Annotated in this window: 13 protein-coding genes; all 13 read right to left on the bottom strand. The window is 38.5% G+C overall.

Annotated features, from left to right (window positions below; translation table 11 throughout):
• Window positions 1–204: 204 nt before the first annotated feature.
• The 13 genes from JHE06_RS06170 to glyS all read right to left on the bottom strand — a co-directional run bounded on the left by JHE06_RS06170 (window position 205) and on the right by glyS (window position 13,524).
• Complete coding sequence (locus JHE06_RS06170; RefSeq protein WP_156413260.1) at window positions 205–483, bottom strand: DUF1294 domain-containing protein; 279 nt, start codon at window positions 481–483, stop codon at window positions 205–207.
• Window positions 464–1,699 (bottom strand): peptidase T, encoded by a 1,236-nt coding sequence (pepT, locus tag JHE06_RS06165; protein ID WP_201089880.1) that lies wholly within the window; start codon window positions 1,697–1,699, stop codon window positions 464–466. Before pepT ends, JHE06_RS06170 begins: the two co-directional genes overlap by 20 nt.
• 75 nt (window positions 1,700–1,774) lie before the next feature.
• Window positions 1,775–2,896: a Nif3-like dinuclear metal center hexameric protein gene (locus JHE06_RS06160; RefSeq protein ID WP_442861674.1), complete on the bottom strand. Its 1,122-nt coding sequence runs from the start codon at window positions 2,894–2,896 to the stop codon at window positions 1,775–1,777.
• Complete coding sequence (locus JHE06_RS06155; RefSeq protein WP_201089876.1) at window positions 2,896–3,603, bottom strand: tRNA (adenine(22)-N(1))-methyltransferase; 708 nt, start codon at window positions 3,601–3,603, stop codon at window positions 2,896–2,898. Before JHE06_RS06155 ends, JHE06_RS06160 begins: the two co-directional genes overlap by 1 nt.
• A gap of 53 nt (window positions 3,604–3,656) precedes the next feature.
• Window positions 3,657–4,118 (bottom strand): hypothetical protein, encoded by a 462-nt coding sequence (locus JHE06_RS06150; RefSeq protein WP_058918567.1) that lies wholly within the window; start codon window positions 4,116–4,118, stop codon window positions 3,657–3,659.
• 130 nt (window positions 4,119–4,248) lie between these two features.
• A complete protein-coding gene (gene rpoD, locus JHE06_RS06145; RefSeq protein WP_058918566.1) occupies window positions 4,249–5,364 on the bottom strand; it encodes an RNA polymerase sigma factor RpoD in 1,116 nt (371 codons plus the stop codon).
• 43 nt (window positions 5,365–5,407) lie between these two features.
• On the bottom strand, window positions 5,408–7,267 hold the full coding sequence (dnaG, locus tag JHE06_RS06140; protein WP_231726784.1) for a DNA primase: 1,860 nt from the start codon (window positions 7,265–7,267) through the stop codon (window positions 5,408–5,410).
• A 265-nt stretch (window positions 7,268–7,532) separates the two neighbouring features.
• The gene (locus tag JHE06_RS06135; protein ID WP_201089873.1) at window positions 7,533–8,108 is read right to left on the bottom strand and encodes a hypothetical protein; all 576 of its coding nucleotides are present in this window, start codon (window positions 8,106–8,108) and stop codon (window positions 7,533–7,535) included.
• 90 nt (window positions 8,109–8,198) lie between these two features.
• Complete coding sequence (locus JHE06_RS06130) at window positions 8,199–8,723, bottom strand: transcription repressor NadR (protein ID WP_058918563.1); 525 nt, start codon at window positions 8,721–8,723, stop codon at window positions 8,199–8,201.
• A 152-nt stretch (window positions 8,724–8,875) separates the two neighbouring features.
• Window positions 8,876–9,028 carry a hypothetical protein gene (locus JHE06_RS06125; RefSeq protein ID WP_156413259.1) on the bottom strand — a complete coding sequence of 51 codons (153 nt, stop codon included), beginning with the start codon at window positions 9,026–9,028 and terminating at the stop codon, window positions 8,876–8,878.
• A gap of 103 nt (window positions 9,029–9,131) precedes the next feature.
• Complete coding sequence (locus JHE06_RS06120; RefSeq protein WP_058918562.1) at window positions 9,132–10,847, bottom strand: ABC transporter ATP-binding protein; 1,716 nt, start codon at window positions 10,845–10,847, stop codon at window positions 9,132–9,134.
• A gap of 94 nt (window positions 10,848–10,941) precedes the next feature.
• Window positions 10,942–11,343: a DUF488 domain-containing protein gene (locus tag JHE06_RS06115; RefSeq protein ID WP_058918561.1), complete on the bottom strand. Its 402-nt coding sequence runs from the start codon at window positions 11,341–11,343 to the stop codon at window positions 10,942–10,944.
• A gap of 96 nt (window positions 11,344–11,439) precedes the next feature.
• Window positions 11,440–13,524, bottom strand: coding sequence for a glycine--tRNA ligase subunit beta (gene glyS, locus JHE06_RS06110; RefSeq protein WP_201089871.1), 2,085 nt, complete (start codon window positions 13,522–13,524; stop codon window positions 11,440–11,442).

Genomic DNA, 13,524 nt, shown 5'->3' with positions numbered 1-13,524 from the left:
TTCGCATACCGTATCCCTAAGCAGCTAAAGCTGCAAGGGCTAAGGAAACTGGAACGAATAAGCGCAGTATGGTCATAGACCATCGAGCATTATTCGTGAAGTCGACGTCGGGTCTGCTTTTTGGAACACGTTCTAGAATAAATATTCGGATATGCAAAAGAGGTTGGGACTTTTGTCCCAACCTCTTCATTCTTAAGATAACGTTCAGAAAAAATAAATCAAAACGAAAATCATCAAAAAACAGCCCAAACTATAAATTATTTTAAATTTAGGTTCTCGGGTTTTGTGTCTGAAGAGCTGCATCCCTAACAAACCGCCTAGTCCTCCGCCAAATAGTCCTAGCAGTAACAAGCGTTTCTCAGGAATCCGCCATTGGTGTTTTTGGGCTTTTCTTTTATCCCACCCCATTAAAAGAAACAGCCAACTATTTAGGATAACAGCATAACCGATCCCATAAAAAGGGTCAAGCATGGTTTGCAGCATTTAAACGTGCGATTTCTACAATGACGTCTGTTGCTTTCTGCATACTTTCCACTGCTACAAATTCATAGCGGCCATGGAAATTTTCACCGCCTGCAAAAATGTTCGGTGTTGGCAATCCCATGAAAGATATTTTTGATCCGTCTGTTCCGCCACGAATGGCTTCAATGATCGGTTCAATACCTAGATTTTTCATTGCTTGTTCAGCAAGGTCTACTACAGTCATATCTTTTTCGATAATTTCACCCATATTGTAATAAGAATCATTCAAGTCAACAGTAACTCGCTCAGCATTGTAAGCTTTATTTAGTTTTTCAGCAACACTTAAAATGACTGCTTTACGTTCTTCAAATTTAGTACGGTCATGATCGCGGATGATGTATTCCATACGAGCTTCTTCAACTTCTCCGGTCAAGCCTAATAAATGATAAAAACCTTCTCTGCCTGCTGTCTTTTCAGGAACTTCATTTTGCGGCAGTGCTGCATCAAAAGCTAGCGCTAATTTTAATGCATTGATCATCGTATCCTTAGCTGTACCGGGGTGCACATTTTTCCCTTGGATAGTGACGATCGCTGAAGCCGCATTGAAACTTTCGTATTCTAATTCGCCTACAGGACCGCCGTCCATTGTATAAGCGAAATCGGCATTAAAACCTGCCACATCAAAACGATCAGCTCCAATTCCAATTTCTTCATCTGGGCCAAAAGCTACACGAATATCGCCGTGTTCAATTGAATCGTCTGTAAGTAAAATTTCCATAGCAGTCATGATTTCAGCAATTCCAGCTTTATCATCTGCGCCTAGTAACGTTGTTCCGTCTGTTGTGATCAATGTTTGACCGATATAGTTTTTTAAATTCGGAAAATCTTCTGGAGATAAGATTACATTTTGTTCTTTATTCAAAACAAGTGTTTTGCCGGTATAATTTTCGTGGAATTGTGGATTCACGTTTTCAGCATTAAAATCAGCGGTATCCATATGGGCGATGAATCCTATTGTCGGTACTGTTTTAGCCGTATTGCTTGGCAACGTTGCTGTCACATATCCATTGTCCGTATTATAAGCAACTTCTTTTAAACCCAATTCTTTTAATTCAGCCATCAGTGTTTTGGCAAACTCTACTTGTGACTGGGTTGATGGAATGGTTGTACTATTTTCATTAGAACGTGTTTCTGTTTGAACATAGCGAACAAATCGCGGAATTAAATTTTTATACATTTGACAGACTTCCTTTCCATAATAAAAATAAACGAATGGGTACGATCCGTTATCATAAAAACACCAAAATTGTGATTAAATGAATTGATAAGGATCGGTATTCAGATTAGATTGGATAATTTCTAAATCCCAATCCATTTCTTGGCTCCATTTAGTAAAGAGCTGTTGCAGCTCTGCTTTGCAAACACTCTCAATATGGTGCCCTGGGTCAATGACAGACAACCCTTCTGCTAACATGTCATGAGCAGTATGGTAGTAAACATCTCCAGTAATATATACTTGAGCTCCTTTTTTGATAGCAGCAGGATAAAATTTTCCGCCATCTCCGCCGCAAATCGCTACGCGGTGAATGAATTGAGACGCGTCATCGGTCACATAGCGCAACCCTGTAACGCCAAAAACACTTTTTATCTTTTCAGCAAAATCTGAAACTGAAAGAGGTTCCGCTAAGTTTCCTACTCGTCCTAAACCATATTCATCAACATAGTTCTCAATTGTATAAATATCGTATGCAGGTTCTTCGTAAGGATGAGATGCAAACAAAGCCTGTTCGATCTTTGCAGTTAGTCTTTTGGGAAAGACTACTTCGATTCGTGCTTCATGAACTTTTTCAGCTTGACCCAATTGTCCAATCGTTGGATCGGCTTGATTTACCGGTGTGAAACGTCCAGTACCTTCGACCGTATAAGAACAATCTTGGTAATTTGGTCCTATTTTTCCTGCGCCTGCTTTTGTTAAAGCAGTTAGTACTTGTTCTTGATTTTCCACTGGCACAAACACAACTAAATTTTTGTAACTTTCGCGTTTGGTGACGGACATGATTTCGGTATTGTTCAAACCAATCGCTTTCGCTAACCAGGCATTCATTCCATTTGTTGCTACATCTAAGTTCGTGTGAGCTGAATATACGGCTATGTCGTTCTTTAATAACTCAGCATACATTTTATTTTGAGGCTGATCGGTTACCAAGTTTTTAACAGGACGAAACAGCGGCGGATGATGAGAAAAAATCAAATCCACTTGTTGTTCAATGGCTTCTTGCACGACTTCTGGGCGAACGTCTAACGTAACCATCACTTTTTTGATGGGTTTAGCTAACGTCCCAATGGCTAACCCGATTGGATCTCCCTCTTCTGCTAAGTGCTTTGGTGCAAATGTTTCGAATTTATTGATCAAGTCATTTCCATAAATCGTTATCATCTTAACAGCTCCTCAATGTTATCGATTCTAGCTTTAAAGCAGTTCATTTTTGCTGATTGTTCAGTAGCTGACTTAGATAAATCAGCTAAAATTTGTGTATTTTTTGCTAATTCATTTTGCCATTTTTTAATAAAGATCGGCGATTTTTCTTTCCTTAAGTGAAAGCCAAAGGCAATATCAGCTTCGGTCGCAACGACTGGAAGAAAGTTAGCTTTTTCAGCAACCATAATTTCATATAGTTTGCCGCTTTCTTCTAATAATGCTTCGTGCATCATTTGGTAACCATGCTTTACCAACCAGGTCCTTAACTCTGCTTCGTCTTTATTAGGCTGTAAAATCAAGCGTTCTTTGCCGGTTAACTTTTTCAGCTGTTTTCCTTCTTCTAAAATAGAGGCGATCAAGGCACCACCCATGCCGCAAATAGTAATAGCTGTCAGCTGATCGCTCTCTGGATCAATAATCGTTAAGCCGTCCCCTAAACGTACGGTGACCATTTTTTGTAAACCTAAACGCTCCACTTGTTTAGTCGCGATTTGAAACGGGCCTTCAATAATTTCACCAGCAATAGCTGATTCAATTCTACCTGCAGCAGCAAGCGCACAAGGCAAATAGGCGTGATCCGAACCAATATCGGCTAAGCGAGCTCCGGGTTGTACATAGCTAGCAACTTTTTCTAAACGCAACGACAATTTTTTTGTATCCATTTAGTTGGTGTCACTTCTTTCTTTGTAATAAAAATTATTCTAAACTTCTAAGGTTATGAACCTTTAAAAAAGTCCTCATCCATTAAATACCCTTCAGCTGCTTCTTTTGTTTTAAAAATTCCTTCTATTTTATCATTAGGAAGGGTCACCGACCACATGGGATTATCGTAAATCAATCGTAAGACATCGCCTCTTTGATCAAACCATAATTCTGAGTATCCTTCTTCATAACCATCAGCTGTTTTTTTCAAATAAGCAATGGCTTTATCCACTAATTCACGAATGGTCTTCTCATCCGCATCCCGGATGGATAAATAACCTTTATCTGTTTCTTCTTTAGGCAAATAACCGGCATAAACAAAAGCATTGCCATTAGGGTGCAGAAAACGGATTACCATCGTTTTAGCTACTGCACTGTCTTCAAAATGGTAGTTGATCCGATTTAAAGAAACCGGTGCAGCTGTTAATTCTGGATACTCTTCAAAAAGAGCTTTTTTTTCTTCAAATGATAACATAGTATCTCGTCCCTTCGTTCGTTCAGTCATACTTTTTCATTATACCAGTTTTTTAGCGAGTATGCTGTAGTAATACCGACAAAAAAAGCCAAACAAATGCGACTCCATCTGTTTGGCTTTGATGCTTGGTTTATTCTAAAAAGTCTTTCAATTGTTTTGAACGACTTGGATGACGCAATTTACGTAAGGCTTTGGCTTCGATTTGACGAATCCGTTCTCTCGTTACGCCAAACACTTTACCCACTTCTTCTAATGTTCTCGTACGGCCGTCATCTAACCCAAAACGCAACCGTAAGACATTTTCTTCACGATCAGTCAAAGTGTCCAATACGTCTTCTAATTGTTCTTTCAATAGTTCGTAAGCAGCATTTTCTGCAGGACTTGTTGCATCATGGTCTTCAATAAAGTCGCCCAAATGTGAATCATCTTCTTCACCAATCGGAGTTTCTAAAGAAACAGGTTCTTGAGCAATTTTTAGAATTTCACGAACTTTTTCAGTTGGCAAATCCATTTCTGCTCCAATTTCTTCAGGAGTTGGTTCTCTGCCTAAATCTTGCAGCAATTGACGTTGGATACGAATCAATTTATTGATGGTTTCCACCATGTGTACTGGAATTCGGATCGTACGCGCTTGGTCAGCGATGGCACGCGTGATTGCTTGACGAATCCACCAAGTGGCATAGGTTGAGAATTTAAATCCTTTAGTGTAATCGAATTTCTCAACAGCTTTCATTAGTCCCATGTTTCCTTCTTGAATTAAATCTAAGAATTGCATACCCCGACCAACATACCGCTTAGCGATACTAACAACTAAACGCAAGTTAGCTTCTGCCAACCGTTGCTTCGCTTCTTGGTCACCGACTTCAATTTTTTTAGCTAACATAACTTCTTCAGCGGCAGTCAGTAAATTGACACGGCCGATTTCTTTTAAATACATTCTGACAGGGTCATTGATTTTCACTCCTGGAGGAGCAGTCAAATCTTCTGGTTTTTCTGCTTCTTCTTTGCGTTCTTTAGCAAGCATCTGACGCACTGTTGGACCGCCGTCGTCTCCTACTACGCCAATTCCGGCATCTTCCACTTGTTGGATCAAAGCGTCCATTTTGTCAGCATCCAATGTATACGGAACAGCTAATTGATTCGTTAATTCATCGTAATGAATGGTTCCTTTTGGTTTATATTCTTTAATTAATGCCTTTATCGCATCTTTATAAGATAATGTTAGTCCTTTTTTTTCTTCAGCCATTAAAAAATGCCTCCCTTTTCAATCTCACTTTATTCTTACTTAATCAACTGTTTTTTAATGAACGCGATAAGTTTACGACTTCAATCATTAATGTCCGAAGTTGGGCTTGATCGCCTCTTCGGGATGCTTCAGTCATCGCTTCCTGCTTCTCTTTTAACTGAGATTGTAAAATAGATTTTCTAGAAATAACATCAATGTAATCCTCGATTTCTCGTGCCGTCATCTCTTCGCTGACCGACAATAGTTCGATTTCAACCAACTTGCTTTTTAAACTGGATTCTTTAACAAAATCAATAAATGCTTCAATAGATGTATCACTTTGGGCATGATCTAAAAAGCTCTCATACAAAATATACAGCATTTGGTAATCGTCATGAACAAAATGAAATTCATTGGGTAAATTTTTGAGTTGTATCCAAGCTTCTTCAAAATGAAACAGGCGATTCAACAATAATTGTTCTGCACGTTCCGTTGAATCAATTTTACGCCGTTGGTTTTGAACTTGCGGAAATGTCGTTGAACGAATTTCAGGACTACTAGGTGTATTCCGTTTCGTTTCTTTAGCTCGTTCATTTCGTTGTTCGTAAAAATATTTTTGGAATTGTTCTTTCAAAGAGTCCAGCGACACATCAAATTCAGCGGCTAATTGTTTGAAATACATTTCTCGCTCAACTGCTGAAGTAATGGTTAGCATTTCTGTTAAAATCTTCTCAATATAACCTAAACGTTCACTTTCATTGGCCAAGTTCAAAGATCGTCTAAAATACCTCATTTTAAAGCCAAACAATGTCGTACGTCCGTGCGATAACAGTTCTTTAAATGCTGCTGCGCCGTTTTCTTTAATAAAATCATCCGGATCCATTCCTTCTGAAAACGATAGGATCTCAATATCGAAATCAGTTTGTTCAGAAAGTAAATCAGCTGCTCGTTTTGCGGCCTCAATACCAGCATTGTCACTGTCATAAGCGATCAACACATGATCGGTAACCCGATCCAGCATATGGATTTGCTCATTTGTCAGGCTTGTTCCCATTGAAGCGACTCCATTTTGAACTCCAGCTTGCCAAGCCGCAATAACGTCCATAAAACCTTCAAACAAAACGACTTCTTTTTCGCGACGAATAGCAGCTCGGGCTTTATCATAATTAAACAACACATTACGTTTATTAAATAAATAAGTTTCTGGACTGTTTAAATATTTAGGGCCGTCTTCATGATCGTCTACTTCAAAGATACGACCAGAAAAAGCTACGACTTTTCCTTGTTGATTGCGGATAGGGAAAATAATTCGATTGTAAAAGCGATCCAATAATTCGCCGTTATCTCTTTCAACAAATAATCCCGATTCTTTTAATAGAGTCGGTTGATAATCTTTTCCAATTAAGTATTGGTGCAACATAGTTCGTTCCCGCGGTGCAAAACCAATACCAAATGTTTCAATGACTTCTCGTGTCAACCCTCTATCGGTTAAGTAGGCTAAAGCTTGCTCGCCGATTTTTGTGTTGAGCAGGATATGATGAAACAGTTCTAGACTTTCTTCATGAGCTTTTAAAAGGAGCTCTTTTTTTGAATCTGTTGCTTGTGGATTTGTGTTCCGATCATTGATGAGTGATTCCTCTAACTCGATTTGGCTGATTTCAGCAGTTTTAATCACAGCTTCTGGAAAACTTAACCCATCCACTTCCATTAAAAATGTAAAAACATTTCCACCACGACCACAGCTAAAACAATGAAAAATTTGTTTTTCTTCTGTCACAGAAAACGACGGAGTTCGCTCATCATGAAAAGGACAAAAACCAAATAGATTCTTACCTTTCTTTTTAAGTTGTACATATTGACTGACAACATCCGTAATATTTGTTGCTTGTCTAACTTTATTGATGGTTTCTTCCGGAATCATCATTGCCAAGCCATTCACCTCTTCAGTCAAATACAAAAAACTTTCATCTCTCTATGAGCGCAAGTAGTTAAGAGTCGCACCCAATAAAGAAGTGCGACCCAGTTATTTGCATTTATTCATAGACAGAACTCTACATAATTCATTGTAACACAGAAAAAGCCCGGAAACAACTAGTTAGCTTCTGGGCTGACAGCTTATTAAAAAAATAAAATAGGCCTTATGCGTCTTTCTATTTCATTCCGATTAAGGACTCAGTCTATCCCAATGGTTAATTGTTATTTCTTAACTTTGTCATTTTAGCAACAAAACTTTGACGTGTATTCAAAGCTTTCCATACAATGTGGGCCAGGCTAAAATCAACCATACTATGGATAACTGTACCCACCCCAACCATTAAAAATACGGATCGTAAGAAACCTTGGCTGTAATCTGCTTCCGTCATAGTTCCGCCAAAATAAAAGAGTGCTACAACCAAGACTTCTGCAACAGCGTGGAGAATACCGATCATCAGTGAATACAGTTGTGTTTTGATGGGAGAATTCATTAGGCCAGGGTCTTTTTGCAGCCAGTAAGCTCCCACCCCAGCAAATAGTACATGGGTCAAAGCTCTTAATGAGATCACTAATGGAAACCCGCTAATCAAAAACCCGACTGTCGTTCCTAAAGCAACAGAGACAGCCATCATCGGTGAAATAAATAAAGCAATAAAAATAGCTACATGGCTTCCTAACGTAAAAGAAGCCGGTTCTAAAATAATTTTAACAGGAGAAATAATGGGAATCAAAATACCGATTGCTACTAATAGAGCTGAAATTGTTAGCTTTTGTACACGTTCGTGTTGCATATAAACCTCTCCTGCATCGTTATAATTTACATGTGTCAAGACACTTGTATAAACCATATTATAATGCATTGAAAAGAGATGTCAAGACAGCTAGTTATCTTGATATAAAATACCTAATTCATCCAGTTGTTGTTTGATCCGCATAAATGTTTGTTTATCTTTACAAGCGATTGTGTGCAAGTGAACACCTGCTGTTAACTCTGATAATAAATTTGCATTTGTCTTATGAATGCTTTTTAAAAATAGATCGGCATCGTGACGTGAAGCAATGTTTAATTGCCCCGTTAACTCACCATAAATAGGATGTTCGACAACGACATCAATCAGCTCTCCTCCATTATCCACCACCGCATAAAGTTCATGCTGAGTTTCAGCAGCTGTATGTGCACAAGCAAGCTGCCCTAAATAGCGTTGTTCAGTTGTGGAGAGTTTATGCAGAACGTATCCTTTAGGCGTTGCTGTAATGGTCACTCCTGAAGCGCGGATCAACGCCACATCGCCTACAATAATTTGCCGGCTGACTTGTAATTGTTTTGCTAAAGCAGTCGCACTGACCGGAGTATTTTCTTTTTTTAAAATAGCCACGATTTCATTTCTTCTGTCTGATGGTTCCATCTGATCCAATCCCCTCTTCCCAATTTTCGGTTTTTAGTACACTATTTTCAGTATACATAAAGTTGAACTAAAAAACCCAGCAGCTCCGATTTAAGAGCAGCTGGGTCGCTAGATGAAAAAGCATTATTCCAGTCGTTGAGCAAGCAAACTGTCTAGAAAGGAAAACGCTTAGCAGGCGATGCTTGCGTTCGTTTTAATTTTTCGGATCTTCGATTATGGATAAAAGAACGAATAAAAAAGCTGTAAAAACTAAGCAGCATAGCACCATAAATAAGCGATCCGGCTAAAACGGTATACTTATCCATCGAATCTCCTCCATCGTGTTGGTTTTTTGAAAACAACAGATCTATTTTAATAAGCTGATTATACTAAACAAACCCATGTAAAGCTATCTTTTTTATTTTTTTTTTAATTTGCAAACTGTGCTTCATATAAACGTCGATAAGCTCCATTTAAAGCCATTAATTCCTCATGACTTCCTTCTTCAGCAATTCCTGTTTCGTTTACGACAACAATGCGCGTAGCGTGTTTAATAGTGGCTAGACGGTGAGCAATGATCAAAGTCGTTCGTCCTTCTGCTAAAGAATTTAAAGACTCTTGAATCCCTAGTTCTGTTTCGGTGTCCAAAGCAGAGGTAGCTTCATCTAAAATTAAAATAGGAGGATTTTTTAAAAACATACGCGCAATAGATAACCGTTGTTTCTGCCCACCTGATAATTTTACTCCGCGTTCCCCGATAACAGTATCTAGGCCCTGCGGCATATTTTCAATTACTTGATCTAAATGTGCCAGCCGTGCAGCTGCATTAATTTCTGTTTCGCTTGCGTCTAATTTGCCATAACTGATATTTTCGCGGATACTGCCTGGAAATAAAAAAACATCTTGTTGAACAACACCAATTTGTCTTCTCAAAGACTCCATGGTAACATCACGGATATCTGTTCCGTCAATGGTGATTTCTCCTTGGTTGATTTCATAAAAGCGCGGCAATAAGTTGCAAAGTGTGGTTTTTCCGGCTCCGCTTGGTCCGACAAAAGCAACGGTTTCCCCTGCTTTAATAGACAAGCTGACATTGTCTAGTACCTTTTTAGAATCTTCATACCAAAAAGAAACGTGTTGGTAATGGATATCTCCCTTTACCGTCTGCAGCTCTTTAGCATCAGGTTTATTTTGAATAGCGGGCTTTTTGTCCAATTCTTCAGTAAAGCGGTTGAAGCCTGCAATTCCTTTTGGATAGCTTTCAATCATCGTATTCACTTTCTCGATAGGACGCACAAAAATATTAGCCAATAGAATAAACCCAACAAAATCTCCATACGTTATTTCTCCGCGAATGGTATAAAATGCACCAAAGAATAAAGCAAACAAATTAATCAAACGAATTAAAAAGTAATTATAAGAAGAACTGATTCCCATCATCTTATAGAACAAAATTTTTGAACTGCGATAAGCTTGATTCAGTTTTTCGAAACGTCCAGCTTCATACTCTTCGTTAGCAAAAGCTTGGACTTCACGAATTCCGCTGACTGAAGCTTCAATTCCTGCGTTGAATTCTCCAAGGTTCTGGTAAATTATTGTATTTACTTGGGTCATTCTTTTATTGAAAAATACCAATGCAATCGTAATGAAAGGAATCATGATAAAGGTAGCAATCGCTAATTTGACATGAATCGTCAACATCAATATAAAAGCACCGGTCAAGGTGATAAGAGTAATAAAAATATCTTCCGGTCCGTGGTGGGCCACCTCAGAAATCTCAAATAAATCAGTGGTTAAACGAGCCATCAGTTTACCGGTTTTTTTATTATCATAGTAACTGAATGGCTGTCCTTGTAGATGAGCATACAGCTCTCGACGCATATCTGTTTCAATATTGACTCCCAATTTATGCCCAAAAAATACGACAACATATTGTAACGCTGTGTTGATCACATAAAAGAATAATAGCGAAAGCGATGCAGTGACGATCAAGGCCCAGTTTTCTGAAGGCAATAAATCATCAATTACGCGGTTAACGACGATCGGAAAAGCTAATTCTAAAACCGCAGCTAAAACAGCACATGAAAAATCAATTAAAAATAATTTTTTATAAGGACGGTAATAACTAAAAAAACGTTTTAACATAAAATCCCCCTTTATACTTTATTCTATTCATTATATGCAATCAGCAGCTCAAAAGAAAGGCTAAATCTCTTTCCCTTTAACTGTTCTGCTGGTTTTAAAGAGGTTCAATCTTTTTTACATTCTTTTTCTCTGCTTTATCGATCCCTTTAGAAGCGAGAAACTCGAGCAAGACGACCACTTGGTTGTGCTCAACATCTTTGGCAGCGTAAACCAACGTGACGTTTCCTTTTTTCAACTGTTTTCTGATCGTTTCAACAAACTCATCGCTGTTATGGTTTTCTTTTAACTCTGCTAAATAATCTTTTTTGAATTGATCGAATTTTTTAGGATCGTGATTAAAAGCTTTACGCAGCTCCGTTGAAGGTGCAATTTCTTTCTCCCACTCATCCAAGTTGGCTTTTTCTTTTGATAGGCCTCGTGGCCAAATGCGATCCACTAAAATACGATAATGATCAGCTTTTTCTGCTTCTTCGTACACACGCTTCATTCTTAACATAACTATTCCCTCCGCTCGTTTTGATTTTTTTAGGAAAGCAAAAACTCCACTAAGGAAAGCATATCCTTAGTGGAGCAAAAAGTAAAAGATTCAGTTCTACTTAACGATCAATTGATCAACACTTGCAAAAGAAAGCGTCAGTTGAGCGATTTTCATCAATAAAGCCAACCGGTTATTTCGAATTCTTTCATCATCTGCCATAACCATATTTTCATCAAAGAAAGCATCTATTGCGGGATGCAAGCTTTCCAATGCTTGATACTTGCTTTCCATATCTAGTTGATGGAAGTCCGTTTCTATTTTTGCCACACGCTCAGACAATTCTTTTTCCGAATGGGTTTCAAACAAGGTTTCATCGACTCTTGGAACGGTTCCTTCAATCAATTCTTTGCCTTTTTTAGCTAGATTCAATACCCGTGTCAATGACTCGATTGTTGGTTTGAATTGAGTATCTTGAAGATGTTGCTCTAAAATACGTCCCACTTTGACCATTTCGATCAAGTCTTCTTGATTGGATTGCAAAGCAGCATCAATAACATCATGACGAATTTTTTCATTGAGCAGCAATTGGCGGATTCTTGCTTTCACAAAATCAAGTACCTCTTTACCGCTTTGTTCATACCCTTGGAGTAATTCTTTAGAAGTGGTTCGTAAACTAGCGGCCATGTCTCTTCTAAGCGTATTGAGTGGGAAGAACCATCCTTGGGCTTCAACAATACGGACAATACCAAACGTTTGGCGCCTTAAAGCATACGGGTCATTAGAACCGGTCGGAATTTTTCCGACTGCAAAGAAAGACATGACACTATCTAATTTGTCCGCAATGGCTAATACTGCACCAACAGCGGAAGTAGGCAACTCGCCTTCACTCGAAATTGGCATGTAGTGTTCACGAATGGCTTTTGCTACTGCAGGCGATTCTCCTTGTAACAAAGCATACTTCTCACCCATGATACCTTGCAGTTCTGGGAATTCACCTACAACGTTCGTTACCAAATCAAATTTATAAATTTCTGCTGCCCGGTTTAAATCAGCTGTTTCTTCATCGGTTAAACCTACTTTTTGGCCAATAATTTGAGCAAATGAACGAACACGCTGCATTTTGTCATAAACAGACCCTATTTTTTCATGAAAAGTAACTTGAGTTAAACGTTCAACACATTCTTGAATGCTCAACTTCTTATCTTCTTCAAAAAAGAAATTAGCGTCATCTAACCGAGCAGTTAAAACTTTTTCATTTCCTTTTGCAACATTCTCAATGTAGTTCGCATTGCCATTCCGTACGGAAATAAAATAAGGCAGCAATGTACCAGCCTGGTCCGAAACATCAACATAGCGTTGGTGATCCCGCATGGAAGTGATCAGCACTTCTTCTGGAAGTTTTAGATACTCAGGATTGAACTTGCCGTAAAAAGCTGTAGGGTATTCAACTAAGTTGATGATTTCTTCTAATAAATCAGGGACAATAGTGACTTTCCATTGGTTTTCTTTTGCAATAGTTTCAATTTGAGAAACAATCAGCTGCTGGCGTTTAAAGCTGTCAGCAATCACGAATTCTTTTTCTAAATTGGCTTCATAGTCCAGAGCGGTTGCAAAAGTTGTTTCTTTTCCTAAAAAGCGGTGTCCACGGCTCGTATTAGAAGTTTCAATATCCAATAAACGGAATGGGATAACTTCTTCGTCTAACATAGCTGTGATCCAATGAATCGGACGAATGTATTTGAAATGATAGTTAGCCCAGTTCATGCTAACTGGAAAAGTCATTGAGGTAATCACTTCGTGTAATTTAGATAAAATATCTTTAGCTGCTTTCCCAGCAATAAATTTGTCTACATGAACGTATTCGATCCCTTTTAGTTCTTTAAAATAGATATCCTCGACAGTCATTCCTTGTCCTCTAGCAAATCCTATAGCAGCCTTGCTCCAGTTTCCCTCAGCATCTAAAGCTATTTTTTTTGCTGGACCTTTAGCAGACTCTTGGATATCTGTTTGTTTTTCAGCAAGATCTTTAACAATGACAGCTAGTCTTCTAGGTGTTGAGAAAGATAAAACTTCGCCGTAAGTTAAGCGGTGGTCGCTTAAAAACCGTTTTATTTTTTGAGTAAGTTGTTGACTAGCCGGTGTCACAACATGTGCTGGCATTTCTTCTAGTCCAATTTCTAATAATAAATTTTTCGTCAT

Origin of the sequence: Carnobacterium sp. CS13 (assembly GCF_016653495.1) — a bacterium.
GTDB classification, from domain to species: Bacteria; Bacillota; Bacilli; order Lactobacillales; family Carnobacteriaceae; genus Carnobacterium_A; species Carnobacterium_A antarcticum.
The sequence above is the reverse complement of the archived record's forward strand: the minus strand, read 5'-3'. Positions and strand labels throughout refer to the sequence as shown.

What these genes read in the sequence shown, in the direction of transcription:
- JHE06_RS06135 (WP_201089873.1), bottom strand. Translation starts at nt 8,108, where the DNA reads ATGCAACACGAACGTGTACAAAAGCTAACAATTTCAGCTCTATTAGTA.
- JHE06_RS06120 (WP_058918562.1), bottom strand. Translation starts at nt 10,847, where the DNA reads ATGTTAAAACGTTTTTTTAGTTATTACCGTCCTTATAAAAAATTATTT.
- glyS (WP_201089871.1), bottom strand. Translation starts at nt 13,524, where the DNA reads ATGACGAAAAATTTATTATTAGAAATTGGACTAGAAGAAATGCCAGCA.
- JHE06_RS06125 (WP_156413259.1), bottom strand. Translation starts at nt 9,028, where the DNA reads ATGGATAAGTATACCGTTTTAGCCGGATCGCTTATTTATGGTGCTATG.
- dnaG (WP_231726784.1), bottom strand. Translation starts at nt 7,267, where the DNA reads ATGATGATTCCGGAAGAAACCATCAATAAAGTTAGACAAGCAACAAAT.
- JHE06_RS06155 (WP_201089876.1), bottom strand. Translation starts at nt 3,603, where the DNA reads ATGGATACAAAAAAATTGTCGTTGCGTTTAGAAAAAGTTGCTAGCTAT.
- rpoD (WP_058918566.1), bottom strand. Translation starts at nt 5,364, where the DNA reads ATGGCTGAAGAAAAAAAAGGACTAACATTATCTTATAAAGATGCGATA.
- JHE06_RS06170 (WP_156413260.1), bottom strand. Translation starts at nt 483, where the DNA reads ATGCTGCAAACCATGCTTGACCCTTTTTATGGGATCGGTTATGCTGTT.
- pepT (WP_201089880.1), bottom strand. Translation starts at nt 1,699, where the DNA reads ATGTATAAAAATTTAATTCCGCGATTTGTTCGCTATGTTCAAACAGAA.
- JHE06_RS06115 (WP_058918561.1), bottom strand. Translation starts at nt 11,343, where the DNA reads ATGTTAAGAATGAAGCGTGTGTACGAAGAAGCAGAAAAAGCTGATCAT.
- JHE06_RS06150 (WP_058918567.1), bottom strand. Translation starts at nt 4,118, where the DNA reads ATGTTATCATTTGAAGAAAAAAAAGCTCTTTTTGAAGAGTATCCAGAA.
- JHE06_RS06130 (WP_058918563.1), bottom strand. Translation starts at nt 8,723, where the DNA reads ATGGAACCATCAGACAGAAGAAATGAAATCGTGGCTATTTTAAAAAAA.